Source organism: Peribacillus sp. N1, assembly GCF_054600815.1.
This window is the reverse complement of record NZ_BAAHZO010000001.1, coordinates 486,717-510,852: the sequence shown is the minus strand read 5'-3', so window position 1 is coordinate 510,852 and position 24,136 is coordinate 486,717. Positions and strand designations below refer to the sequence as shown.

Here is a 24,136-nt window from a genome sequence, read left to right as displayed (position 1 = left end):
CTCCTATTTTTCATTTAACTGATTATTCAACTCGGCAATGACATGTTCAAAACTGGAATGAACATTCTGATAGTCAACATCTGGTCGAGATATCATGATTGTCTCAATTCCACATTCCAACGCGGCTTCCAATTTCTCATCAACCGCACCGACCTTGCCGCTTTCTTTCGTTATCATCAATGTGACCCCATATTGTTCATATAGAGCTTTATTCAATTCTTTGGAAAACGGCCCTTGAATCGCAACGATATTTTTTTGTTCGATGCCCAACTGTGCACATTTTTCCATATTGTCCATGCGTGGCAGCATTCTTGCTATGACTCTGGTATTCTCGAGCCCTACCAATTCTTTTGCGAACACGGATAGTGTTTTACTTCCGGTCGTGAGCATGATGACTCCCCGTTTTGCAGCGGCAAGCTTGGCAGCTTCCTCATAATCACGGACAACTATCAATTTATCATTCTGAAACCGTTGACTTTCACGCTCATAACGAATATAAGGAACATTTGCTGCCTTTGCTCCGATAAGGGCGTTTTTGGATGCTTCTTCGGCAAATGGGTGACTTGCATCGACTACAGCCTGAAAACCTTTTGCAGAGATTAAAGATGTCATATCTTCTGCAGATAACCGGCCAATCCGGGTGGAAATCCCTGAATCTTGCAAACTCTTAGCCGCCGATTCGGTTACAACAGTTGCCAAAACCTTGAACCCCACCTGCTGCATCTCAATCGCTAATTCCCTTGCATCACTTGTACCCGCCAAGAACAAAATCATTTTGATGTCCCCACCGCTTGCCCATCATGATCGTGGTGATGATCATGGTCGTGATCGTGGTCGTGATCGTGGTCGTGATGGTGATCATGGTCGTGATCGTGGTCGTGATGGTGATGATGGTGAGCATGTCCATGTTCCTCGACATGTTTACGATAGTTTTCCAAATCACGCGCCCCGCTTGACCTTCCTTCACTGGCTTCGATTACTCGTTCTTGCAGAATGTTCTGTAAGGTTGGATGATATCCAAAATACTTTGCCAAAATGAATTCTCGATCATGATATTGCTCTTGATAGCCTTTCAGCATATCCTCCATTCTTTCCATCAACACCCCAGTGAAGAGGAAATATGGCAGCATCACTATTTTTTTTGCCCCTAATCGGATGCATCGTTCAATACCTTCATCAACGTGAGGGTCCGTTACACCCATGAAGGCTGTTTCGACCCATTTAACGCTTAATTTTTCCCATAATAATCGTGAAATTTTATATATATCACTATTGGCATCAGCATCACTGCCACCTCGGCCAATTAGCAATATCGCTGTCTCAGAATGTTCAGAGGTCGTATCGAATCCCGCTTCCTCAAGACGGTCTGTCAGGATCGTCAATACATCATGGTGGACCCCGATCGTTTGGCCATATGTGAATTTCACTTCTGGATACTTGGTTTTCCCATCCTCTATTTCAGCTGGGATATGTAATTTCGAATGTCCTGCATGCAACAAAATGATCGGTATGACGATAACTTCAGTAGCCCCTCGTTTTACACAATTATCAATTCCTTCGGATATATTCGGTGCCGCAAATTCCAAGAAGCACGTTTCCACCATGAAACGCTCGTCCATTGCCGGAATCATATTCTTAATAAAATGACGGACTTCTTCATTTCCCGAAGCCAACCGGCTTCCGTGTCCTACGAACAAAACTGCTTTCATTTACTTTCCTCCTCTAGATTAGTCTTCACAAGGCGCAGGCTCTATGTTTATTTTGGGAGCGATGTCCTGATAAGAAAAATTCTGTATCTTTTTCGAACGTTTGAAGTATTTAAAAAGCCGCTCATTTGGATGGGCATTTTGCTTATACTCCCCGACAATGTCCGTAATCAGTTCAACAAGCTGTTCCGGTTCAATGCCTTCCGCCACCGGCTGACCCGGATGGGCTGTTCTTCCAACCGGTTTAGCTCCAAGAAATAAGTCGAACTTCCCTTTTCGGAAGACAATCCCGATATCATCCATCACAGCACTATAACAAGCCATCCCACACCCATTAAAACCGATGTTCAGTTCCTTGGGCATTTTCATTCCGCCAAGCACCCGGTGTATTTCGTCCGCATAAGGAATGGATTCCGCTTTTTCACCATCACAGAAATCACAGGCTTTTAATGTCAGTACATCTCCAATCGGCGACAAAAGAAAGTTTGCTGATTGCAATTTCCCCGTTATGACTTCCGGATCCGTTGTCGGAATCTTTAAGACGATTTTATGATTTGGCGTGTATTCCATCGTTCCCTTTTCCCCAACAACTTCCGCAAGTGTCATCATTTGTTTGGGAGTGAATTGTTTATTCGCCACACCTGGACTAACGGCAAGTTCGAATACCGACTCCATTTTTTGCTGAACAATCGGCTGAATGGATTGCTTAACGGTTTGACCCTTGACTCTTGACAGGGCCTCCATTGCCATTTCAAAGGAAGCTGGCTTCTTTTCTGGTGCTTTTGTAAGTAATCCAACTCCTCCAGCGGACTCGGTTAAGGTCTCTTGATCTAATGCCCACGGTTCCGCTTCTTTTTGCAGTCGCTGATGCGGCTTCAATGTTTGCTTTTCCGAATTCAAAGTATATTTTCTCTGATAGCCTCTTGGTGTGATGATTTTGTCATCATATAAAAAGGTGGATGAATTACCGATAATGACGGTGGTCAACATTCCAATATCGTGATTCAACATATCCTGCAAATTGGTTATGACAATATCCTGCCTATCGCGATAAGCACTTTTCACCAACCCGACAGGTGTATCCGGCGAGCGGTAGCGAAGGAGAATTTTCTGTGTTTCAACAATTTGCCGGGTCCGCCTGCCGCTGCGCGGATTATAAAGTGCAATGACAAAGTCTGCCATTGCAGCTGCTTCAACCCTTTTAGCGATCAGTTCCCAAGGAGTTAAATGATCACTGAGGCTGATCGTACACGAATCGTGCATGACTGGTGCCCCGAGTAAAGACGCACATGAGTTGATTGCAGAAATGCCAGGAATGACTTCAATGCCCACTCCAGTTTCTTCTTTCCAGCCTTTCTCAATCAATACTTCATAAACCAACCCTGCCATCCCGTAAACTCCGGCATCCCCACTGGAAATCACCGCCACTTTCTTTCCCAGCTCCGCTTGTTTCACTGCTTCCTGTGCACGTGATACTTCTTCAGTCATCCCCGTACTAATGATCGTTTGATCTGTAAGCAGTCCCTGAATGAGTTCAACATAAGTTTTATAACCAATGATGTAGTCACTTTCTTGAAGGGCTTCGACGGCACGTTTGGTAATGTGTTCAAAATTCCCGGGCCCAAAACCCACGACGAATAATTTACCGTTTGTACTCATTAAGACATCTCCTTTTACGCTTTGTTCTTTGAAATACCCGTATGAGCAGGAAAATCTGGATTAGGGGTCATTTCCCCATCATTGAATTGATAGATCATCTGTGGAACAAATTCACCATCATCGATATTACTGACGATCTGCCGACCGAATTCAGGCGTTTCCACTCGATACCAGTTTCCTTGGGGATAGGCAATCACAACGCAGGCATCCTTACATCTTCCGTTACAGCGTGTCCTGGTTGTATGGATTTTCAAATCAAGTCCCTTTGAAGTAATTTCATCGCGAATCGCTTGGGTTACTTCTTCCCCGCCCTTTTTCATGCAGCTGCTCCCATTACAAATCAACAGATGCGTATTTGTACCCATCAAGTTCCAAGTAGTCATCTTCTTCCTCCTGAGTTCAGGGAAAAGGCAAAATAAAAAACCTTAACATTAGAGTCAAGGTTTTAAAAAAACTATATGAATGAGAAGCCAAAGGCAAACATGCCAAATCCTTCCAAAATCGTCATAGTCCTTCTACCTTTCCCTCCGAAAAGTATCATGCAATTTTAAAAGCAGGTTTCCTGGCTTACGCTTCATTTTACTTTGTCCCTTCCCGGCATCATGCCAGTGGCTATCGACAATTTCATCAGCGTTTACAGTAGCGGGGGCTGCATCGGATTTTCACCGATTTCCCTATTATCCCTTGCTTATTCACACAAGGGCACTTTTAAAATGAAATATTTGGTTTTATTATACATTTCTAACTAACTTAATCTATCATATAACAACTTTATCAAAATTCAATAGTTTATTCCGACTGTTTAGAAAAGTTTAATAGTGTAAAACCAGTTAAAATCCTTTCCTTGCAACAAAATCCGTCCCGAAAAAAAAGATAGTGTAGCTGAAATTATTTCTTTATGGTACACTATACGAGAATTTTCAAAATAATTACATAAGTTTTATGGTGTTGAATTTCTCGGAATTCAACTTAAAAGGGAAGCCGGTGAAAATCCGGAGCGGTCCCGCCACTGTAAAGGGAAGTCCTATTACTTTAACTTTAATCCACTGTCAAATGAGATGGGAAGGATGTAATGGGATGATGAACCAAAGCCAGGAGACCTGCCATGAAACGTGAAACTGTTTCAGCCTACGAGGATGGGCGTGCGGATCAGGCAGAATGGCCCATGATTGCTTCATGCTGCAAAATTCCTGTTCATTACGCACTTCTTTCCTTTGAGAGAAGTGCTTTTTATGTTGGGCGCCGCTTTTCTTCTCAAGATTGATCAGAAAAATTTAAAAGTATTGAAAGGAGAAAGAATGAAAAGAACCAATTGGAAAATTATTTATTTTGTCATCTTGTTGCTTTTTATCCCGAACCGGGCAATGGCCATGCATATCATGGAGGGCTTTTTACCCATTGAATGGGCTATATTCTGGTGGGCCGTGACGTTTCCATTTTTAATCTTGGGTTACCGGTCCATTAGGTCCAAAGTTAGGGAAAATCCAGAAACAAAAATGATACTTGGCCTATCGGGCGCATTTGTATTTATTTTATCGGCCCTAAAGATTCCTTCCGTTACGGGAAGTTCTTCACACCCTACCGGAGTTGGTTTGGGTTCCATATTATTCGGACCATTGGCCATGAGTGTCGTTGGCTCCATCGTTCTGTTATTTCAAGCTGTTTTACTGGCTCACGGAGGATTGACGACATTAGGGGCCAATGCATTTTCCATGGCCGTTTGCGGACCGTTCATTGCTTACTTTGTCTTCAAGGGCGCAACTAAATTGGGGTGGTCTTTTTCACTTGCCGTTTTCTTGGCAGCTGCTTTTGGAGATTTAGGAACCTATGTGGTCACTTCCGTTCAACTTGCTCTTGCTTTTCCTTCCGAGGTAGGAGGATTCATGGCCTCTTTCAGTAAATTTGCAGGTATTTTTGCCCTGACCCAAATTCCCTTGGCAATCAGTGAGGGGTTATTGACAGTCGTCGTAATGAATTTCTTGAAAAAATACAATCTAGGTGAATTGAAATTGCTGCGAGTTTTTTCTAAGGAGGCCCGTTAATATGAAAAAAAGTCTACTGCTGCTTTTCCTGGTTGTCATTCTTGCAACCATACCGTTAATCACCCAACAAGGAACGGAATTTGGCGGTGCCGACGGCGAAGCTGAGGAAGCCATCACTAAGATCCATCCGGAATACAAGCCATGGTTCAACAGTATATGGGAGCCGCCAGGTGCAGAAACCGAAAGCTTATTATTTGCGCTTCAAGCTGCAATCGGAGCCGGTTTCATTGGATACTTCATTGGCGTGATGAGACAAAGGAATAAGCAAACCAAACAAGAATTGACAGAAAAATCGAAGCATGTTACTCATTGATAAATATGCCTATTTCAATGGGCTAAAGGATGTTCATCCGTTGGAAAAGATGGTTTTTGCACTTTCCCTTTTGCTGTTTTCGTTAACGGTAAGGGATATGACCGTTTCGCTCATCACTTTTACGGTGATGAGCGCTTTAATCATTTTTGCGGCAAAAATCCCGCTTTCCTATTATCTGAAATTACTTCTATTGCCAGGATTTTTTATACTATCTGGAACAATTACCATCCTTTTTTCTTTCACAAGCGAATTTACTTCGATATCGAATATATGGTGGTCCTGGAAGGTCGGGAACTGGCAAATATTCATCAGCGATGACAGCGTCGGTACAGTGTCCAATTTGATCACTGTTGTATTCGGCAGTATCAGCTGTTTATATTTCCTTACCTTAACTACACCCATTACCGTCATCCTATCCGTGTTGCGAAAACTAAAAGTGCCTTCCTTATTGATTGATTTAATAGAATTGACTTATCGCTTCATCTTTATTTTTTTAGATACAGCTTTGGCCATTCATCAAGCACAAGCTTCACGGCTAGGGTATGTTTCATTAAGGAAAGGCATACAATCTCTCGGATTACTAATCTCGTCTTTATTTTTAGGAGTATTGCAGCGCTCTGGGCAATTGACGATGGCCATGAACGCAAGAGGCTATCAGGAGAACCTTTCCTATCTCGAGGATACTTACACCTATTCCTCACGCAATTGGCTGATCGCGATAGTAATATTAGTAAGCTTAATCTTTATTAATGGATATTTGTAAATTGGAGGCAACCCAACAATGGACGAGCATATTTTTCATATAGAAGGCCTCACCCATCAATTCGCAGATGGAACGTTCGCTTTAAACGATCTGTCGCTAACGATTCAACAGGGTAAAAAGATTGCATTATTAGGCAATAATGGTGCCGGCAAATCGACTTTATTCCTCCATTTAAATGGTCTTTTACAACCTACAGCAGGAACAATCAGATTTAAGGGCAAAAAAATGAAATATGACCGTAAATCATTATTATCATTACGAAAGCAAGTCGGGATCGTTTTTCAAGATCCCGACTCTCAGCTCTTTTCCGCTAATGTACAACAGGATATATCGTTTGGACCGATGAATTTAGGATGGGATAGAATTAAGGTTCAAGAGAAAGTAAATTGGGCAATGGCCCAAACGGAAGTAACGGAACTGAAAGACAAACCTACCCATTTTTTGAGCCTTGGGCAAAAAAAACGTGTCGCCATTGCGGGGATACTCGCCATGGAGCCCGATGTCTGGCTCTTGGACGAACCTACCGCTGGATTGGATCCTTATTTCTCAAGACAGATCATGGCTCTGCTGGACAGTATCCACCACCCTGACAAAACGATTATCCTATCAACTCATGATGTTAATTTAGCTTATCAATGGGCTGATGAAGTTGTTGTCATGAACGATGGTAAGGTCATATATCAAGGGAACCCTATTTCCGTTTTCCATGAAGAAGACGTTTTGCTGCAGGCACATCTGGAGAAACCGTGGGTATTTGAAATGTTTCAAGCCCTTCTTCAATCAAGGAACCCTGCAGAAAGGGACCTTTTCCCAAGAACGAAGGAAGAATTGCTTCAAAAGTTGGAGACAGAAAGAATTTATTAATTAATTTCCCCTAGCTCTTGCTTCATCAGAAGCTAGGGGATCAAACCGATATCTAAAAAATAGAAGGCGATAATTCTTGTTCCTAAAAAAACAAATTTTATTACCTTTCTTCTTTAGATCTTTCTTTTGCAATTTCAATATCTCTTCCGTTTACATCATCAATGACTGCCTTTATTTCGCCTTCCGCATAAGTATCCGAGACTTGTTCGTGGGTTCTGGCCAGTCCAGAGTATAAAGGATCTTCCCGTTTATAATCGCTGACATCATATATTCTTCCGGCAACTTCTGAAGATTCATTTTTTGATTGCTTGCTATCCATTTTATTCACTCCTATTTTTTAAAATGTCCAAACATTTTGACAACAGTATTAAAGTCAAAGGTATTTTGTGTAAAAAACGAAGCAATATTCAATAATGTTAAAAAAGGAGGAAAAAGGCAAAGAAAAAGCTTACAAGTAAAATCCCCTTTCAGGGACTTAACATGTAAGCTTACTGAGAGCTTATGCCTCCTTCTTCACATCCACATTATCTGATGGATCACCCCAGCATTCCACATTCTTCAAACCTTCAATATTGTTCACATGGAAGACTGGATTTTTCCCACTTTTCTTTTGCTTTTGATAATCCGCCAGTGCAGCAAAAGCAATCTTTCCAAGTAAAGCTATGGCGATCAGGTTGATAATGGCCATAAGGGCCATCAGTAAGTCAGCCAGTCCCCAAACAAAATCCAGTGATGCAAGCGAACCGAATATCACCATCCCTACGACTGCGATACGATAGACATTCAGCCAAACCTTATTTTCATTGATGAAGCCGATGTTCGACTCTCCATAATAATAGTTGCCAACAATCGAACTAAAGGCGAATAGCAGTACGATAATGGCAAGGAAAATACCCGCCCAAGATCCCAATGCCGTTCCGAGGGCATTTTGGGTTAGGACGATACCATCCGTTTCCTTAGATGTATAAAGACCTGAAAACAAAATGATGAAGGCTGTCGAGCTGCAAATGATGAGCGTATCGACAAAAACACCTAGAGACTGAATGAGACCTTGCTTGACGGGATGACTGACGTCAGCCGTGGCACCAGCATTTGGTGCACTACCCATCCCGGCTTCATTTGAAAATAGGCCGCGCTTGATTCCCTGCATCATGGCTGCTCCCAGAACTCCGCCAGCCACTTCTTTTATTCCATCAAATGCACTTTGAAAGATCAAAGCAAAGACACCAGGTAACTCGGTAATGTTCATGATGATGATAATCAATGCCACTATCACATAGGCTCCTGCCATGATCGGGACGATTACTTCAGAGACCTTTGCAACCATTTTGATCCCGCCAAAAATGATGACAGCCGTGACCATAGCCAAGATGATTGCCGTAACCCACTTTTCAATCCCAAACGATTCATTGAATGCGCTCGTAATCGTATTGGCTTGTACCGAGTTGAAAGCTAGTCCAAATGTAAGCGAAATCAACACAGCGAAAGTGATCCCCATCCAACGGGCATTCAATGCTTTTTCCATATAATACGCAGGACCTCCGCGGAATGCATCCCCATCCTTGACCTTATAGATTTGAGCAAGTGTACTTTCAATGAATGCGGAAGCAGATCCGATCAGTGCTATTAACCACATCCAGAAAACGGCTCCAGGTCCGCCCGTCGTGATCGCGATGGCAACACCTGCAAGGTTACCCGTTCCTACCCGCGATGCCGTGCTTATGCAAAATGCCTGAAAGGATGTTACACCTTTTTTATCCGCAGTGGCCCCTTCTCCCAAAAGCCTGAACATTTCCCCTACCATTCTGAATTGGACAAACTTCGTGCGGATGCTAAAATAAAGACCCAATCCAACCAACATGATGATCAATATGGAAGACCATAACACACCATTAGCCTCACTAATAAATTTTTCTAAGAATTCCATTAAAACAAACCCCTCTACTTAACTCTGATTATTATTATAAAAACATATACAACTATAATTTATTTCCCCGTGCATCGAGAAGATAAACAAAAGAAGCCCGTAAAAAAAAGGAAATTCCACAATGAATCTCCAATACAATAATATATTATATCCTAACACTCCATTTTTTTCATTCATGAATTGATATTTCAGTATCATTTCCTTTAGATAATAATCATACTTCCTCACTTCATTTAACATTCATTCCCAACGGAAGTTATTTTCTATTTTTATCACCATCATTATAAAAATACTAAGCGGGTACTGTTTAAATTGAAAAACAAAAAAGATTTTGCTGTGCCTATCGTAAAATCAGTAGGCAGAGACTAATAAAAAAAGGAGCATTTCAGCTCCCAAAATCCAAACAAAAAGAGAGACTTAAACAGCCTCCCTATACTCATCAGTTTTTAAACTCCCTAAGGACATTAAATACATCTGCCTTACTTGGAGCTATTATGTATCTCCTTCATAAGCTCAGATCAGGAAAGCTCACAGATAAAATCCCCCCTCTTGCTCAACGACAGCATAATGATTCATCTCGAATACATCCTTTCATAGAAAATAAAAAAGCACTTTGCGTAAGCAAAGTGCTTAGTGGTCCTCTAGTCACAATCCCTACGCTGGCATTACCCAACAGGTTCAAACGGTCTACAACAGTTAGTCATACTCTCAGCCTGATTCCACAGACTCCCGTAACATTAAATTTTATTCAAGTCTATTCCTTCTGCCTAAAAAATGCAACTCCATTTTAAACTACCGTTAAATGCACTAAATCATAGATCCATATTTCATTAAAGGAATGAACACAGATCATCTCCATCGATTTTCTCAATTTTTCATTTTACATGAAGGCATATAATTCTTTAATTAATGGCATATAAAAGAAATACCATTCCAAACTCTAAAGTAAAAGCTATGTGCTTGTCTGCTGGATATAAATTAAGGTAAAAAACTTAAAAACACAGCTACTTTTGGATTGAATATGTTTGCTAGAAATCCTTCTTTAATATAATTATTTTCGATGACTATCAGCTTTTCCGTGAAGGTGTAAAGCACATATGCTTTTACGGGGCAGCGAAAATGAGATTTGGGGGTAAAAAAACCTTCGTATGAAAGTGAGACTGACCAGCTAAAGGGAAAAATAAAGGCTATCAGGAAGAAGATTCCCCACAGCCTTTACCTATTATTTCGTAAAAATTTCAATAAGTTCGTTAACCCCTAAATAGACGAACATGATGAGACAAGCCGTTAAAACCAAATTAGGAACCGCTTTGTTCCTAAACTCTTTATCTACCTTTTTCGAATTTAATAATAAAATCAGGGAGATCGCCAGGAATGGCATAAATAATGCTCCTAAAGCTCCATATATGATGATTAACTCGACGGGTTTTCCGAAATAAAACAAAATCATCGGAGGGAATGTCAGCCAGGTTAGATAGGCACGATAAGCAGGTTCCGTTTCTGATACAGCCTGTTTTCCTGGAGCCTTTTTCTTGCGTATCGTTTTGACAAAATCAGCAAAAAGATACGGAACCCCATTCCAAACTCCAAGTAAGGAAGAGAAAGCTGCAGACCAAAATGCAATTAAGAATAACCAACGCATAGGTGTGCCAAACTCCGCCCCAAGCATTTCGGCAAGTTGGATAAGCCCTTGATCATCACGGATGCTGACACCTGTACCCGCAAGAAATTGAGCACCGATTATCAATGCAGCCAATGTAAAAATAGCTGTTAATGTATAGGCAACCTTGGTATCTGTTCTCATCATGGAAATCCAACCTTTTCCACTCCAGCTTTTTTCACTTAACCAATAACCATAGGAAGCCATAGTGATTGTTCCACCAACTCCACCAATCAAGCCTAGCATTAAAATGAATGAGCCTTCTGGAACTCTAGGAACGAATCCGATTGCGAAATCTCCTAAGCTAGGTAGGAAAAGAATCGCTGTACCGATAATCGTTACAAACATAACACCTATTAAAACTGTCATTACACGTTCAAACAGCAGATAACGGCCTGTCCAAACGAGACCGAAGCCTAGAATCGAATGGACGATAGCCCAAGCCCAAAGCGGCATGATTGGAAACATGGCGTGCATGGCCAATGCTGAAGTCGATGCTGCAGCTGCTCCATAGATAAATCCCCAAATGACTGAGTAGATACCAAAATAACATGTTGCCCATTTCCCTAATGAATGCCAGCCATCAATCATGGTTTGTCCAGTTGCCAAATACCAGCGTCCTACACCTTCATTTAAAAAGTATTTCAAAATTGCACCGACAATAATGGCCCATACAAAGGTCATTCCAAAAGACGTTCCAATAACGATAGATGTTATCAAATCAGCAGTTCCTACACCTGTGGCAGCGACAACTATACCTGGTCCAACCTGTCTTAATTTTTCCCCCATCGTAGCTGGTGGAATTTTGAGCTGTGGCTTATTAAGTTCTGTCTCCATGTAATGCCTCCTCAGATCGTAAATGTCCAAAATATATTTATTTAATGTAGTTCATTCATTTAGAATCGTCTTAGGCTAATTCTAATAAAATAGCCATGCCCTGACCTCCGCCAATACATAGAGTCGCTATCCCGTATCTTTCTTGTCGTTTTTGCATTTCATGAATTAATTTCGTTATGATTATCGCTCCAGTTGCGCCTAATGGATGACCTAATGCGATAGCCCCACCATTTACATTGATTTTATCCGGATCCAGCTTTGCTTCACGTATCACGGCAAGTGATTGCGAAGCGAAAGCCTCATTCAATTCAAACAGCCCTATATCCTCAACCTTCAGACCAGTTTTTTTCAAAAGTTTTTCGATTGCGGGAACTGGACCGATTCCCATATATCGTGGATCGACACCGGCTGTAGACCAGTTAACGATTTTGGCAATGGGTTTGACACCTATGTTGGAAGTCTTTTCTCGAGTCATTAAAACTAAGGAACTCGCTCCATCATTACGGCCACAGGCATTACCCGCTGTGACAGTTCCATCCTTTTTAAAGACTGGTTTCAATTGGGTTAATTTTTCTAAGGTTGTGTCTCTTGGGTGCTCGTCTATTTGGAAAATCGATGCGTTTTTTCTAGTTTTTATTTCAATCGGAACAATTTGCGATTTGAAGGATTCAGACTCAATTGCTAATTTTGCCCGATTCTGGCTTTCCAAGGCAAATGCATCCTGATCCTCACGGGAAATATTATATTTTTCCGCAACGTTTTCAGCTGTAACCCCCATACCTAAGTCTTTTCCAAAAACTTCGATTGGCTGCTGGCCATTTTCAAGATTAGAATCAACAAGGTAAGGATTTCCTTCTCCATATCGTGAATTTCTTAAATAAATGGGGGCTCTACTCATATTTTCCGCTCCGCCGGCAACAACAATATCATCCGGATTAAATGCTAAGTGCTGAACCCCCGATACAACAGCCTGAATGCCTGAAGCACAAAGTCGGTTTACTGTGAAAGCAGAGGCCTCATGGGGAATACCAGCTCTTAATGCAGCAACACGTGCTAGATTAGATGATTCAGTGGACTGCCGTACCTCACCAAAAATTACTTCATTGATCTGCTCAGGTGCTAGCCCAGCACGCTCAATCGCATCTTTAATGGTTGTTGCAGCTAGATTTCCAGCCGGTATATCTTTTAATCGTCCGCCAACTCTACCAATGGCTGTACGGTTTGCGCTAACAATTACAAATTCATGATCCATTATAATACCTCCGGATTGTTAATTCATTCGACTGAATACGCTTTCAAAATTGGTGAAATTATAAAATTTGCAGGTGTGATTTCTTTTAATTTCTCTATCGTACACCCCTTGTCTAACTCTTCTAAAATCATTTCATTATCTTTAAATCGAAAAACTGCATATTCAGATATTAATGTCGATACAACACCTTGGGCTGTTAGTGGAATATCGCAGTGATTGACAATTTTCGGATTACCCTCTCTCGTGCAATGCTGAGTTGCAATGATGACTTCCTTTGCACCCACGACTAAATCCATTGCTCCACCAACTCCTAAAATATCCTTTCCCGGTACAGCCCAGTTTGCTAAATCTCCTGTTTCACTGACTTGAAGGGCTCCTAAAACGACTGTATCAACATGTCCGCCGCGAATCATCGCGAATGATTCGGAGGATGAAAAATAAGCAGCACCTTTTTGTGCGGTGACCGGTAATTTCCCGGCATTTATGATTTCAGGGTCTTCCTTCCCTTTTTCTGGCGAAGGACCTACTCCAAGGAGCCCATTTTCGGTATGAAGGTATACTGATTTATTTTCGGGTATATAGTTAGCAACCATGGTCGGAATGCCGATCCCTAAATTGACGATTGTTCCCTCTTTTATTTCCATAGCAACCCTTTTGGCTATCATTTCTTTAATAGTAAGTGACGACATCTTCGGTCAATTTCTCCTTTCCACTATAAAATCCACGAACAAATGAGGCGTTATGATTTCCTCGGGAGATATCTTGCCCATTTCAACAATCTCCTCCACTTCAACTATAGTTATTTTTGCTGCACTAGCCATATCAGGGTTAAAGTTCCGAGCTGTTTTTGAATAGATTAAATTACCCAACCTATCTGCTTTTTTAGCCTTCACTAAAGCCACATCAGCAAATAACGGTAACTCTAAAACATATTCTTTTCCATTAATCACGCGTGACTCTTTATTTTCTCCTATAAGTGTCCCTGCTGACGTTCGAGTATAAAATCCACCTATACCGGCACCTGCTGCTCGTAACCTTTCGCCTAATGTCCCCTGCGGAACCAGCTCCACTTCCAAGATGCCTTGCTTGACGTAACGGACGGCATCCATATTACTCGTAAAATATGAACCTATCCCTTTTTTTATTTTATTTTGGAGTAGAATCTTACCTAGACCTTTTCCTCCGGGTTCCCCTAGGTTATTGCTAATGATCGTTAAATCGGAAACTGGATATTCAGCCAATGCTTCCACCAAGTTAAGAGGGCATCCTACCAACCCAAAACCTCCTACAGCGACGGTGTCTCCATCTTTTATATACGAAACAGCTTCTGATGCAGTAATGATCTTATTCAATGTAGCTTAAAGCCTCCTCTTCCACGTAATGTAATCCCTTACATATTCAATGAAAAAAATTTAAAATAAGAGTTGTATAAATTCAATTATGGATGTACACTATTCGTACAGCTTGTACATATAGTGCATCTTGGGATAATCATAATTATCTTTTGTTAAGAAGTCAACCTAATTGTTTATATTTTCTAACAATTACTATAAATATTCTTTATTTTCAGGAGGAAGTTCGTAATGGATAATGAAACGGAACAATCATCTTATTTCGTCCAATCAGTCGCAAAAGGATTTGAAGTGTTAAAAGCTTTTGATTCAAGTTCTGCTAGTCTTTCTCTTCGGGAACTTGCAGAGCGGACAGGCATTAATAAAGCGACAGTTAGACGCTTTGCATTAACCCTTGTCGACCTTGGTTATTTAAGGTTAATAGAAGACAATAGATTTCAACTCAGCCCTAAGGTTTTGGATTTAGCGGTCCATTATTTACAAACATTGAATTTACCGGATCTTGCTCAACCAATCTTGGAATCTATCTCTGCCACTGTAAAGGAATCAACAAATCTGGCCATTCTGGATGGGGCAGAAGTTGTCTATGTTTCCAGAGTAAATGCAGCTAAAAGGATCGTCGGGGCAAACTTGAAGGTCGGTTCAAGGTTGCCTTATTATGCAACCTCATTAGGAAAAGCACTTGTTGCCTGGTTACCCGAAAACGAAAGGAAAAAAATTTGGGGAATCACCAATATCGAAGCCTTTACCCAAAATACAATCACCACTTATGAAAAATTCGAGGAAGACCTGGCCATGACCAGGTCACGGGGTTATGCGTTAGGTGATGAAGAACTAGAGGAAGGACTCCGCTCCATTTCAATGCCCATTATCAATTGGCAGGGGGCAACGATAGCCGCAGTAAATGTTTCTACCCAGGTCATCCGAACAGATAAAAAGAAATTATTAGAAATCTACTTGCCAGCCCTTCAAGAAGGAGTTAAAAAATTAAATCATCAAACGGGATCTAAAAGTTAAAATCAAAATACACACTTGAAAAAATTGAGGCCACTGAAAACTTTCGTTTTTTAGTGGTATTTAATTTAGTAGTAAAAAAGACGACTCCAATTTATTTTCATAAAATTGGAGTCGTCTTTTTATTATTAAGGGTTCTGGTGCGAAAATATTCTTTCGGGAATATATACCTAAATTTCCTATTCACGTATGAATTATGATGCAACTTAAAATAATTTGTGTCTATCTTATATTTTCTAGTTTTCTGTAGGTCTCAATGTTGAAAATAAGTCTGTTATGATACACTTCTCCTGCCTCTCCTAAATGGTTAGAATCCCTTGTGAAAACATCTTTCTTAATTCTTTTTTATCTATTTTTCCAATCGGCGTTAAAGGGAACTTATCAAGAAAATAGGCTATTTTAGGAACCATATACTTAGAGGTTCTTTGTTTGCAGAAATCAATTAATTCCTCACTAGTACAGTTCGATCCTTCTCGCAATGATACCACGACACACACTACTTCTCCCCAATCTGGATGGGGAACGCCTATGCAAGCGCTTAATGCAACAGAAGGGTGCTGGTTCACCACTCGCTCAACTTCTGAAGAATATACGTTCATCCCGCCCGTAATGATCATATCTTTCTTCCTATCCACAATATAAAGGTAACCGCTTTCATCCCATTTACCAATATCCCCCGTGTAGAACCAGCCATCACGGATGTATTCTTGGGTAAGATCCGGTCTTTGATAATAGCCTACCATCATGGCTGGTGATTTTACGATAATTTCTCCAAGCTCAGTTGGTTTTACATCATTTCCATCTTCATCAATCAGTCGAACTTCGGTAAGAATGCATGGTTTCCCACAGCTTTTCAGAATTTCCGAATTGTTATGATAAGCCCATACATGAGCGCTCTTCGATAGTCTGGCAATGACAATATTGCATTCAGTCATGCCGTATTGCTGGCGCATGATAGGCCCGAATACTTCAAAAGCTTCTTTAAGGCGCTTTTGAGAAATTGGTGACGCGCCGTAAAAGATATTACGCATGGAGCTCATATCATATTCCATCTTCTTTGTCTGGTCAAGGAGCCTGTATAACATGGTCGGTACCATGAATGTCGTCGTTATTTCATGTTCCTTTATCGCCTGTATGAATGCTGCAGCGTCGAATGAACCCATCACATAGACATGGACGCCCGAAACAAGGGATCTCCAAAGTAATGAACCGGCTGAATGCACAATGGGCGTACTTAGCAATACCCGGTCACGGTCATCCAGCGGGTCTTCGATAGATGCAGAAAGTATGGCGGCGCCGAGTCCTTTCTGGGAATGCATGACGCCTTTGGGTGTACCCGTTGTCCCGCCTGTATATGACAGAAGGGCAATGTCTTCCTCTTCAGCTAATGGCAAGTCTAGATTATTTATTTCGCCGGGCCATTTAAACAGTTCAAACTCCTCCGGATAATTAATATGAAAGCCTGGGAGCCCAATAACATGGACATCTTCCTTCTTCATTTCTTCCAAATACTCAAAGAAGGTGTCAAAGTGTGTCTGTGTAGCTATTATGACCACTTCTGGTTTTGCTTCCTTTAAAATGAATTGTATTTCTCTTTTCCCCAGTTTTTCACTTAATGGCACCAAGGTTGCTCCACATTGCTGGATGGCCAAACCAAACATCACACTTTCTAAACTGTTTGGAATGATGGTCGCTATGCGGACACCCCTTCCTGCACCTAAACGAAGTAGATAAGTTGTGATAAGTTCTGTTTTCTTCCATAACTCGTCGTAGGTTATCGTTTCCCCGGCTGGCAACAAGGTAATAGCCGGCAGTTCGCCGAATCGTTTCATTCCTTTATTCAACAGTGACTGAAATGTCAACTTATGCAGCATGTATATATCCTCCCCCGAAAAAGGTTTTACCCTTTTAATAATGCTTTGGCAATTGTATTTTTTTGAATTTCTGAGGTTCCGCTCAGAATACGGTACATCCGTGCACTCCTGTACATTTTTTCTACTGGATGCCCTTTTACCAAGCCTTTGGAGCCAAAGATTTGGACAGCCTTGTCAGCCACACGGCAATTTACTTCTGAAGCAAACAGCTTAGCCATGGATGTGCCGGCTCGATCCTCTTTTCCTTGATCAACTTTTCCAACCACATCATAGACCATGCACCTTGCTGCGTAGATTTCCGTCGCCATATCTGCGAGCATATGCTGAATTGCCTGGAAGTCACCGATGGGCCGGCCATGTTGGACTCGCGTTTTGGCATGTTCAATAGATAAATCGAGAAGGTGTTGGGCCATTCCGATAAAGCCGGCGGCATGGGAAGCGCGATTTGTGTTTATTCTTTTCAATCCGAGCAGCAAACCTTTTCCTGGTTCTCCGATTATATTGGCGGCAGGCACTCGACATTGATTGAAATTCAATTCAGCATGTATGCGTTCTCCTGATAGGGGAACTTGAATGTCTCCTAGTTCAAACCCCGGATGTTGGGATGTTTTTTTATCAACTAGGAAAGCAGTGATTCTTTCTTTTTCTCCTTTCCCGGATTCTTTCGCTATGACAATGGCGAAATCAGCATAGGGGGCCGCACTGATAAAATGTTTCTTTCCGTTTAATATATAATCATTTCCGTCTTTAACGGCTGTTGTTTCGATAGCGAAGGCATCTGATCCAGCATTTGGTTCTGTAAGGGCAAAGCAGCAGCTCGCATCTCCCGTCACAACGGGCATCACATATTTTTCTATTTGCTCAGGTGTAAAACTTTCCAACATCTGGCCAATTCTTAGCGGCCCGCCAATCTCGCCGATAACCTGCCCCCATAAAACCGCTCCGGAACGGGCCAATTCTTCCTTGAACATGCATAAGCCTTTTAAACTAACATCTTGTCCGCCATATGTTTCAGGGAGGTTAATACCATAAAACCCCAATTCCCTGGATCGTTTCCTTGCCCATTGTATCGCTTCCATCGGGATATCCTCTTCAGCGTTCAATCCATGCTCCTGTTCATATGGAAGCAATTCATTTTGGATGAAATCCTGCAACTTTGTTTGTAGTACCTCTAATTTCTCTTCCTGGGTCGTTACCATAAGTTTCCCCTTTCGATTTTTAATTTCGTTGAATTTTTTAAGTATTTAAAATGTTATAATATTAATTTTAAATGTAAATAATATTTAAGTAAAATAAGGATATATGATATAAATATAAAAAATATTGATGTAAATAAAAAAATATTAGTTCCCTATCATCATAGGAAACTAATATTTAAGAGTAGTATAGAAATCGAGACATTTAATAAACTCCCTGGCAGCTTTTGAAAAATACTGCTTCTTAGAGCGAACGTAACCGAATTCCATTGTATTATTTTCCAGCTCCACCAAAGGAATGGCCACAAGTTCCCCGCTTAGGAAATAGGGGTCGCTGTTAACTCCAATATCATAAGAAAAGGCAATCGCTAATCCTTCAGCGACGGTTTTTTTGATGATCTCTGTATTATTTGTGAAAAACAATATATTCATCTCACCGTAATGATCAAAAAAACCTTTAATGAACGACTTCATTCTTGGTCCATTGTAAATGACCAAATTTTGGTCCATTAGCTCTTTTGGGGTTATGCTTTTACGGTTCACTAAAGGGGAGTTCTTACTGACCATCACAATCACTTTAGCTTCCATCAAGGGTTGGAATTCCAACTCAATTTCTTTTGGTTTAACCTTTGGGATATTCAATAGCCCGATGTCTATCTTACCATTCAGTACTTCTTCGGTTATCTCCTGTCCCCCTTTTTCTTCAATGACAATTTTCACCTCGGGATACTTCTTCTTAAATAAGGCCAAGGATTTAGGCAAAACCGTTAGAAATAAACCTTGTGTTGATGATAGGCGTAACTCTTTTTCCATCGTATCTGAATGTATTTGGGCACTGTCTCTTATTTCTTCCAATTTGTTTAATACTTCAAGAGCTTTCTGGATGATTTCCTTTCCGTCTTCTGTAGGTATGGTTCCTAACCTTGACCGCTTGAAGATTTTTATACCTAATTCCTTCTCCAAACTCGTAATGGCCATACTGATTCCAGATTGGGAGATATGGAGGCTTTCTGAAGCCGTGGAAATCGAGTTAACCTCGGCTACCTTGATGATATATTCCAATTGTTCAATATTCATGATTCATTCTCCTTCTAGCCTATTACTAATATCATACCTCGAACAGAAAGCCCTTTCAATTTTAGAGAAGTGGATTCAGGACACTTCAAACTGTCGCCTCAAAAGCAGAAGCTAGTTTTATATAATTGTAGTTGTTTTTTCGTATTCTTTAGCTGGTTTTGCCTGATTATTTTTAATAGATACGGCAACAATCGTTCCCAATAACGCTATTATCACCAAAAACAGGAAAGCGGCATTATAGGAGTCATTAAACAAACTGATAATCAAACCGAGGGCTAAAGGAGAAACCGCACCTGCAATTTGACCGGCAAAAGTTACGAGTCCGGAGGCAGAGCCCGTTAGTTCCTTTGGTGAGTATTTTATGATGATCGTATAAAGAACCGTTCCAAAGAAAGACAGTGCTACGGAGTTGAGAGTGAGATAAGTGATGATAAGTGCTATAGACGTGGCGTTAGACATTAGAAAGAGAAAAATTGCCGATAATAAAGCGCCTGCAGCGGCAAGATACTTCTCCCGGTTAGCCATATGCTTATCCAGAAGCCACCCGCTTACATTAAACATCAAGAAACCAAAAATATAAGGGATTGCCAATAAACCTCCTGCGGCTATTAAATCCACCCCTTTTTCTTTAACCAAATATATAGGCATCCAAGTGATCAGACCATAGTTGATAATATTTGATATAAACTTGAATGTTATGAGTTTCCAAATATTTTCGATTTTAAATAACAGTTTCAGAGCAACCTTTTTTTGTTTCGGTTTGTCTTTTTTAACCTCTTGATTTCCTTGAGGCTTTAGAATGAACCAAATTCCGAAAGAAGCTAATATCCCTAGAATTCCGGAAATGGTAAACATGCCCCGCCAACCGAATGCCACCACCATGGAAGCTGCAAGTGCAGTACCTAATATCCCGCCAATATTTTGGGCAGACAGGAAAAACGAATTTGCCCTGCCCCGTTCTTCTTCCGGGAAGTTATCTCTTATAGTGGACATACTGGCAGGATAGAAAGGCCCTTCACCTAACCCGAACAGAAAACGGATGAATAATAAAGACATGAATGACCAAGCAAACCCAGTCATTACAGTGAACAAGGACCAACTAAACAAAGAAACAGTAACCATGACCCTGGCGCCATACTTATCGGTCATCCATCCACCAAGCGGTTGCATGAGTGAGTAGCTAACAAAAAATATACTAATTAAAATACCTGTCTGGGACGTATTGAGATGAAACTCATCTGCAATAGGGATAATCCCGACATTTATGGCAACGCGATCAAAAAAACTTAAAATCATTCCAACAAATAAAAGGCCGCTAATCATTATTTTTCGTTTCTTACTTGCATATAACTGCATTCCCCATCACTCCATTTTTTATATTTTCACAAAACCTCAGCCACACAGGAAGCGCTTACAATTCCTTTCGAATTACAAAACTTGTTCTGTAACTATTAGGAGCGTTTTATAAAAAATTAAAAACGAAACAGGATGCCTTCAGGATTAATTAATACATTCAAACCCACGAGACTACTAAGTAGACTCGTGGGTAACCGATCCATCCTTGTTTCAGAATATGAAGTGTTTGATTATCACGGAGTTACGATATTAACCTTAGGTTGGAATTGATCCAGCAAAGTCAGGAAATCTTCAAACTGTTTTTTATCACCGGAAATGGCAACTTTACCGGCTGCTTCCATTTTGGATAAATCTTCACGTCCCAGAGCAATCTGATAGAAAGTTATTCTATCTAATGTTAATGCTGCATCAGGGTTGGACGCCATTTTCCCTTTTTTGAAGTTCAATACAGAATTATTCAGATCGATCGTGTAATTGGTTTTCGAATCTGTAAATGTCAAATTGAAAGTCATATTTTTATTTTCCGCTTTCATTCCGTTTAATTTAATGGACAAGAATTTCAGGAAATCATCCATTGGCATATTGAGCAGCGTATCGAGATTCATCATTCCGCCACTTCCCTTTGAGTCTGACACACCATTCCTTAACTCGTCTGCGCCGGTAAGATAGAAATTACGCCACACAGAAGATTCAGCTGTGTATCCTAATTGCTCATAAGCTTTAGCCAATAAATTTTTTGCTTCTGTATTTTTCGGGTTGGCCATGACGACATGCTTTAAGACTTGAGCCACCCAGCGATATTCCCCTCTTTTATAATCAAGTTTTGCCTGTTTAATGACCTTCTTTTCCCCACCCATATACTGTACATATTTAGCGCCCGATTCCTCTTGTGGTAATGGATCCAAGTCGGATGGATTACCGTTGAAATATCCTAAATAAAAGTTGTACACCGCTTTTACGTTGTGTTTCAATGTTCCGTAATACCCCCGATTGGCCCAGACTTTATCCAACTTTTCAGGAAGCTTTAACTCTTCCGCGATTTCATCGGGTGTAAGTCCTAAATTAGCTAATCGTATGGTTTGGTCATGAATATATTTGTACAAATCACGCTGACTTTCCAACTGCTCCAGAACATCGTCCCTTCCCCATATGGGCCATGTATGGGCCGTAACCATAGCATCTATATCTTCGTTTCCAAACAGATCAACTGTTTCATCAAGTGCTTTCACCCATTTTAGGGTATCTCTGGTTTTAGCTCCCCTTAATGTATAAATATTATGTAACGTGTGTCCGGTGTTTTCCGCTACCACTAAAGTTTTGTAATCATTGATATAATAATGCATTTCAGATGGAGCTTCCGAATCCGGCGTCAATAAAAATTTAAATGTAATTCCGTCTATTTCCACCGTTTGAATATCATCCTTCACTTCCATTGTTGGAGGTAAATAGCTAAAAGTTCCGTTACTTAATCCTGGGCCAATACCAGAAGTAACAAATCCCCTTTCACTTGCGGGTAAGAGATTTCCAAACATATAACCTGCACGGCGAGACATTATATTGCCTAAAAGAATGTTTTCACTTAACGCTTCATCGTTAAAACCTGCCGGGACAATAATCGGCACCTTAGCTGGATTTTCAGCGTATTGAGCAATGCCTTTCATACCACCAAAGTGATCCGCATGACTGTGACTAATAACAATTGCACTTACTGGATTTTTGGGCCGATGTTCAAAATAAAGCTCCATGGCTGCTTTTGCCGTTTCAATTGTAGAAAGTGTATCCAAAACTATTATTCCTGTTTTTCCTTCCACAATGGTAAGCACTGATAAATCCTGGCCCCGAACTTGATAAACGCCATCTACCACTTTAAATAAGCCTGTTATATTTTGTAATTGAGCCTGCCGCCACAAGCTTGGATTTACAGTAAGACTTGCCGGCTGATCTTCTTTTATGAATGAATATCGATTACTATCCCAAACTACGTCACCTTTTGAATTTTTAATTGGATTCATATTCAAAGGCGCAATGAATCCTTTATGTGCATTCTTGAAATCTTCCTTATCTTTAAAATTCAACTGTTCATAAAAAGCCTTATTTGCTGAAATTGTTGCATCTGTCGCCGGCATCGGCTCATCTGACGCAGCCTTTGTAACAGAAGAACCTGCCAGTAAAACAAAAACAATGGGAACGGTTACAATTCCTTTAATAAAAGATACTTTGGACATTTCATACCCCTTTCTAAGTAGATATCATGTATCTATTCCGAATGTTGCAGCAGTAAACTTTCTCTTTTTTTAGAAATTTTAGGATAATATGAATTTATTTTATAATTAATTTGGCTTTAAGTATATTTCCTATTTCTAATGGTAACTTCAATTTTATTTATATAAAGGCTACGTTAAATTCTAATGTTGATATTTGACCATAAAAAAACCGCCTTGGTGAAAAGGCGGTTCATTGAGCTATCGTCCCCGTAGTTAAATAAATTAGTTGTGTCTGTTTTTATTGAGTATCTTCGTCGCTTTTGTACTCCAAAAATCACCTGGCTGACAATCAAAAGTCTTACATATCCGTTAATCATTCATTTTTTGACTTTATATCTGGGGCATTTTTTAATGGCTTTTGAAGGGCGTCCACAATGGCTGCGATGATACTTGTTGCTAAAATACCCATTAGACATAATGATGTAGGACCCGCTGCATCATCACTACCTGTAACTTTAGCAAGCACCCTTAAGCTTACTATTCCTAACAAAATGAGGAAAATGACTGTAAAAGCACATTTCTTTATAATCTTCAAAGATTTAAGGGATAATTCAGAGAAAGCATTGTTCTTTTCGATGTAGGTTAATAGTTTATATGCTTGATACAACGCAACAGAAAACGCAATACAGAATCCGTATGCACATACTAAAAAGGGGATTAGGAAGTAAGCCGTATCTGGATGTACCCTTGCATCCCTAACGGCTATCTCAGGCAACCAGATACACAAAGCAAGCACTGCAATTCCAGCCAGAAAAATAATTACCTTTAAGAAAGTGGTTGAACCTCGTTTAACATTCATTTAAAACACCTCACTTATTTAATGACAACATGATTTTAGCATATTATTTATCGTATTACAGTAAATTTATATTGTTTTCATTTATATTATTATTGTTATTTAAATATCCTTTTAATTTTGACAAAAATAAAAGGCACTTCTCGTTACAAAGAAATGCTCTTACTATAAAATGTTAAATTTA

General features: G+C 40.4%; 22 protein-coding genes and 2 riboswitches. Of the genes, 6 read left to right on the top strand and 16 right to left on the bottom strand.

The features are described 5' to 3' along the window. Positions 1-3: 3 nt before the first annotated feature. The 4 genes from cobK to ACYP5M_RS02345 are packed head-to-tail and all read right to left on the bottom strand — an operon-like array spanning position 4 to position 3,748. Positions 4-774 carry a precorrin-6A reductase gene (cobK, locus tag ACYP5M_RS02360; RefSeq protein ID WP_402942441.1) on the bottom strand — a complete coding sequence of 257 codons (771 nt, stop codon included), beginning with the start codon at positions 772-774 and terminating at the stop codon, positions 4-6. Next, the gene (locus tag ACYP5M_RS02355) at positions 771-1,709 is read right to left on the bottom strand and encodes a sirohydrochlorin chelatase (RefSeq protein WP_459734594.1); all 939 of its coding nucleotides are present in this window, start codon (positions 1,707-1,709) and stop codon (positions 771-773) included. Before ACYP5M_RS02355 ends, cobK begins: the two co-directional genes overlap by 4 nt. A gap of 18 nt (positions 1,710-1,727) precedes the next feature. Then, positions 1,728-3,365, bottom strand: coding sequence for a precorrin-3B C(17)-methyltransferase (gene cobJ / locus ACYP5M_RS02350; protein ID WP_434169444.1), 1,638 nt, complete (start codon positions 3,363-3,365; stop codon positions 1,728-1,730). Between the two features lie 14 nt (positions 3,366-3,379). Then, positions 3,380-3,748, bottom strand: a complete 369-nt coding sequence (locus ACYP5M_RS02345; RefSeq protein WP_101221872.1) for a (2Fe-2S) ferredoxin domain-containing protein — start codon at positions 3,746-3,748, stop codon at positions 3,380-3,382. A gap of 152 nt (positions 3,749-3,900) precedes the next feature. Beyond that, a riboswitch (cobalamin riboswitch) is annotated at positions 3,901-4,090 on the bottom strand. 201 nt (positions 4,091-4,291) lie between these two features. Next, positions 4,292-4,487: riboswitch (cobalamin riboswitch) on the top strand. Here ACYP5M_RS02345 and ACYP5M_RS02340 point away from each other — a divergent pair. The 5 genes from ACYP5M_RS02340 to ACYP5M_RS02320 all read left to right on the top strand — a co-directional run bounded on the left by ACYP5M_RS02340 (position 4,471) and on the right by ACYP5M_RS02320 (position 7,347). Beyond that, the gene (locus ACYP5M_RS02340) at positions 4,471-4,629 is read left to right on the top strand and encodes a hypothetical protein (protein WP_157830965.1); all 159 of its coding nucleotides are present in this window, start codon (positions 4,471-4,473) and stop codon (positions 4,627-4,629) included. (Overlaps the previous riboswitch by 17 nt.) Before the next feature lie 34 nt (positions 4,630-4,663). Further along, positions 4,664-5,407 (top strand): energy-coupling factor ABC transporter permease, encoded by a 744-nt coding sequence (locus ACYP5M_RS02335; protein WP_101222238.1) that lies wholly within the window; start codon positions 4,664-4,666, stop codon positions 5,405-5,407. Between the two features lies 1 nt (position 5,408). After that, positions 5,409-5,720, top strand: a complete 312-nt coding sequence (locus ACYP5M_RS02330) for an energy-coupling factor ABC transporter substrate-binding protein (RefSeq protein WP_101221871.1) — start codon at positions 5,409-5,411, stop codon at positions 5,718-5,720. Next, complete coding sequence (cbiQ, locus tag ACYP5M_RS02325) at positions 5,707-6,483, top strand: cobalt ECF transporter T component CbiQ (protein WP_459734593.1); 777 nt, start codon at positions 5,707-5,709, stop codon at positions 6,481-6,483. Before ACYP5M_RS02330 ends, cbiQ begins: the two co-directional genes overlap by 14 nt. Before the next feature lie 18 nt (positions 6,484-6,501). Beyond that, complete coding sequence (locus tag ACYP5M_RS02320) at positions 6,502-7,347, top strand: energy-coupling factor ABC transporter ATP-binding protein (protein ID WP_452445115.1); 846 nt, start codon at positions 6,502-6,504, stop codon at positions 7,345-7,347. A gap of 100 nt (positions 7,348-7,447) precedes the next feature. On the opposite strand, the gene ACYP5M_RS02315 is transcribed toward ACYP5M_RS02320, so the two are convergent. From ACYP5M_RS02315 to ACYP5M_RS02290, 6 genes are all read right to left on the bottom strand, one after another. After that, entirely contained in the window at positions 7,448-7,666 is a 219-nt protein-coding gene (locus tag ACYP5M_RS02315) for a DUF4025 domain-containing protein (protein ID WP_459734592.1), read from the bottom strand. Positions 7,667-7,846: 180 nt separating this feature from the next. After that, on the bottom strand, positions 7,847-9,274 hold the full coding sequence (locus ACYP5M_RS02310; RefSeq protein WP_434169441.1) for an alanine/glycine:cation symporter family protein: 1,428 nt from the start codon (positions 9,272-9,274) through the stop codon (positions 7,847-7,849). A 1,222-nt stretch (positions 9,275-10,496) separates the two neighbouring features. Continuing rightward, entirely contained in the window at positions 10,497-11,771 is a 1,275-nt protein-coding gene (locus ACYP5M_RS02305) for an Nramp family divalent metal transporter (protein ID WP_459734591.1), read from the bottom strand. Positions 11,772-11,841: 70 nt separating this feature from the next. Further along, positions 11,842-13,023, bottom strand: a complete 1,182-nt coding sequence (locus tag ACYP5M_RS02300; RefSeq protein WP_459734590.1) for a thiolase family protein — start codon at positions 13,021-13,023, stop codon at positions 11,842-11,844. Between the two features lie 23 nt (positions 13,024-13,046). Further along, positions 13,047-13,712 carry a 3-oxoacid CoA-transferase subunit B gene (locus tag ACYP5M_RS02295; RefSeq protein WP_459734589.1) on the bottom strand — a complete coding sequence of 222 codons (666 nt, stop codon included), beginning with the start codon at positions 13,710-13,712 and terminating at the stop codon, positions 13,047-13,049. Positions 13,713-13,718: 6 nt separating this feature from the next. Beyond that, complete coding sequence (locus ACYP5M_RS02290; RefSeq protein WP_402942406.1) at positions 13,719-14,375, bottom strand: CoA transferase subunit A; 657 nt, start codon at positions 14,373-14,375, stop codon at positions 13,719-13,721. Between the two features lie 231 nt (positions 14,376-14,606). Here ACYP5M_RS02290 and ACYP5M_RS02285 point away from each other — a divergent pair, with 231 nt between their 5' ends. Then, the gene (locus ACYP5M_RS02285; protein ID WP_318291651.1) at positions 14,607-15,392 is read left to right on the top strand and encodes an IclR family transcriptional regulator domain-containing protein; all 786 of its coding nucleotides are present in this window, start codon (positions 14,607-14,609) and stop codon (positions 15,390-15,392) included. 296 nt (positions 15,393-15,688) lie between these two features. Here the strand turns inward: ACYP5M_RS02285 and ACYP5M_RS02280 are convergent, their stop codons facing one another. The 6 genes from ACYP5M_RS02280 to ACYP5M_RS02255 all read right to left on the bottom strand — a co-directional run bounded on the left by ACYP5M_RS02280 (position 15,689) and on the right by ACYP5M_RS02255 (position 23,955). Beyond that, on the bottom strand, positions 15,689-17,263 hold the full coding sequence (locus ACYP5M_RS02280) for a class I adenylate-forming enzyme family protein (protein ID WP_434169437.1): 1,575 nt from the start codon (positions 17,261-17,263) through the stop codon (positions 15,689-15,691). A 26-nt stretch (positions 17,264-17,289) separates the two neighbouring features. Then, positions 17,290-18,462: an acyl-CoA dehydrogenase family protein gene (locus ACYP5M_RS02275; protein ID WP_434169436.1), complete on the bottom strand. Its 1,173-nt coding sequence runs from the start codon at positions 18,460-18,462 to the stop codon at positions 17,290-17,292. Positions 18,463-18,630: 168 nt separating this feature from the next. Beyond that, complete coding sequence (locus ACYP5M_RS02270) at positions 18,631-19,536, bottom strand: LysR family transcriptional regulator (RefSeq protein WP_434169435.1); 906 nt, start codon at positions 19,534-19,536, stop codon at positions 18,631-18,633. A gap of 117 nt (positions 19,537-19,653) precedes the next feature. Continuing rightward, on the bottom strand, positions 19,654-20,892 hold the full coding sequence (locus ACYP5M_RS02265; protein ID WP_434169434.1) for an MFS transporter: 1,239 nt from the start codon (positions 20,890-20,892) through the stop codon (positions 19,654-19,656). Between the two features lie 233 nt (positions 20,893-21,125). Then, on the bottom strand, positions 21,126-23,117 hold the full coding sequence (locus ACYP5M_RS02260) for an alkyl/aryl-sulfatase (protein WP_459734588.1): 1,992 nt from the start codon (positions 23,115-23,117) through the stop codon (positions 21,126-21,128). Between the two features lie 352 nt (positions 23,118-23,469). Next, positions 23,470-23,955 carry a DUF2975 domain-containing protein gene (locus tag ACYP5M_RS02255; protein WP_098372987.1) on the bottom strand — a complete coding sequence of 162 codons (486 nt, stop codon included), beginning with the start codon at positions 23,953-23,955 and terminating at the stop codon, positions 23,470-23,472. Between the last annotated feature and the right edge of the window lie 181 nt (positions 23,956-24,136).

Excerpts from the sequence above, each read along its gene's own strand:
- cobK (WP_402942441.1), bottom strand. The coding sequence starts at position 774 with ATGATTTTGTTCTTGGCGGGTACAAGTGATGCAAGGGAATTAGCGATT.
- ACYP5M_RS02355 (WP_459734594.1), bottom strand. The coding sequence starts at position 1,709 with ATGAAAGCAGTTTTGTTCGTAGGACACGGAAGCCGGTTGGCTTCGGGA.
- cobJ (WP_434169444.1), bottom strand. The coding sequence starts at position 3,365 with ATGAGTACAAACGGTAAATTATTCGTCGTGGGTTTTGGGCCCGGGAAT.
- ACYP5M_RS02345 (WP_101221872.1), bottom strand. The coding sequence starts at position 3,748 with ATGACTACTTGGAACTTGATGGGTACAAATACGCATCTGTTGATTTGT.
- ACYP5M_RS02340 (WP_157830965.1), top strand. The coding sequence starts at position 4,471 with ATGAAACGTGAAACTGTTTCAGCCTACGAGGATGGGCGTGCGGATCAG.
- ACYP5M_RS02335 (WP_101222238.1), top strand. The coding sequence starts at position 4,664 with ATGAAAAGAACCAATTGGAAAATTATTTATTTTGTCATCTTGTTGCTT.
- ACYP5M_RS02330 (WP_101221871.1), top strand. The coding sequence starts at position 5,409 with ATGAAAAAAAGTCTACTGCTGCTTTTCCTGGTTGTCATTCTTGCAACC.
- cbiQ (WP_459734593.1), top strand. The coding sequence starts at position 5,707 with ATGTTACTCATTGATAAATATGCCTATTTCAATGGGCTAAAGGATGTT.
- ACYP5M_RS02320 (WP_452445115.1), top strand. The coding sequence starts at position 6,502 with ATGGACGAGCATATTTTTCATATAGAAGGCCTCACCCATCAATTCGCA.
- ACYP5M_RS02315 (WP_459734592.1), bottom strand. The coding sequence starts at position 7,666 with ATGGATAGCAAGCAATCAAAAAATGAATCTTCAGAAGTTGCCGGAAGA.
- ACYP5M_RS02310 (WP_434169441.1), bottom strand. The coding sequence starts at position 9,274 with ATGGAATTCTTAGAAAAATTTATTAGTGAGGCTAATGGTGTGTTATGG.
- ACYP5M_RS02305 (WP_459734591.1), bottom strand. The coding sequence starts at position 11,771 with ATGGAGACAGAACTTAATAAGCCACAGCTCAAAATTCCACCAGCTACG.
- ACYP5M_RS02300 (WP_459734590.1), bottom strand. The coding sequence starts at position 13,023 with ATGGATCATGAATTTGTAATTGTTAGCGCAAACCGTACAGCCATTGGT.
- ACYP5M_RS02295 (WP_459734589.1), bottom strand. The coding sequence starts at position 13,712 with ATGTCGTCACTTACTATTAAAGAAATGATAGCCAAAAGGGTTGCTATG.
- ACYP5M_RS02285 (WP_318291651.1), top strand. The coding sequence starts at position 14,607 with ATGGATAATGAAACGGAACAATCATCTTATTTCGTCCAATCAGTCGCA.
- ACYP5M_RS02280 (WP_434169437.1), bottom strand. The coding sequence starts at position 17,263 with ATGCTGCATAAGTTGACATTTCAGTCACTGTTGAATAAAGGAATGAAA.
- ACYP5M_RS02275 (WP_434169436.1), bottom strand. The coding sequence starts at position 18,462 with ATGGTAACGACCCAGGAAGAGAAATTAGAGGTACTACAAACAAAGTTG.
- ACYP5M_RS02270 (WP_434169435.1), bottom strand. The coding sequence starts at position 19,536 with ATGAATATTGAACAATTGGAATATATCATCAAGGTAGCCGAGGTTAAC.
- ACYP5M_RS02265 (WP_434169434.1), bottom strand. The coding sequence starts at position 20,892 with ATGCAGTTATATGCAAGTAAGAAACGAAAAATAATGATTAGCGGCCTT.
- ACYP5M_RS02260 (WP_459734588.1), bottom strand. The coding sequence starts at position 23,117 with ATGTCCAAAGTATCTTTTATTAAAGGAATTGTAACCGTTCCCATTGTT.
- ACYP5M_RS02255 (WP_098372987.1), bottom strand. The coding sequence starts at position 23,955 with ATGAATGTTAAACGAGGTTCAACCACTTTCTTAAAGGTAATTATTTTT.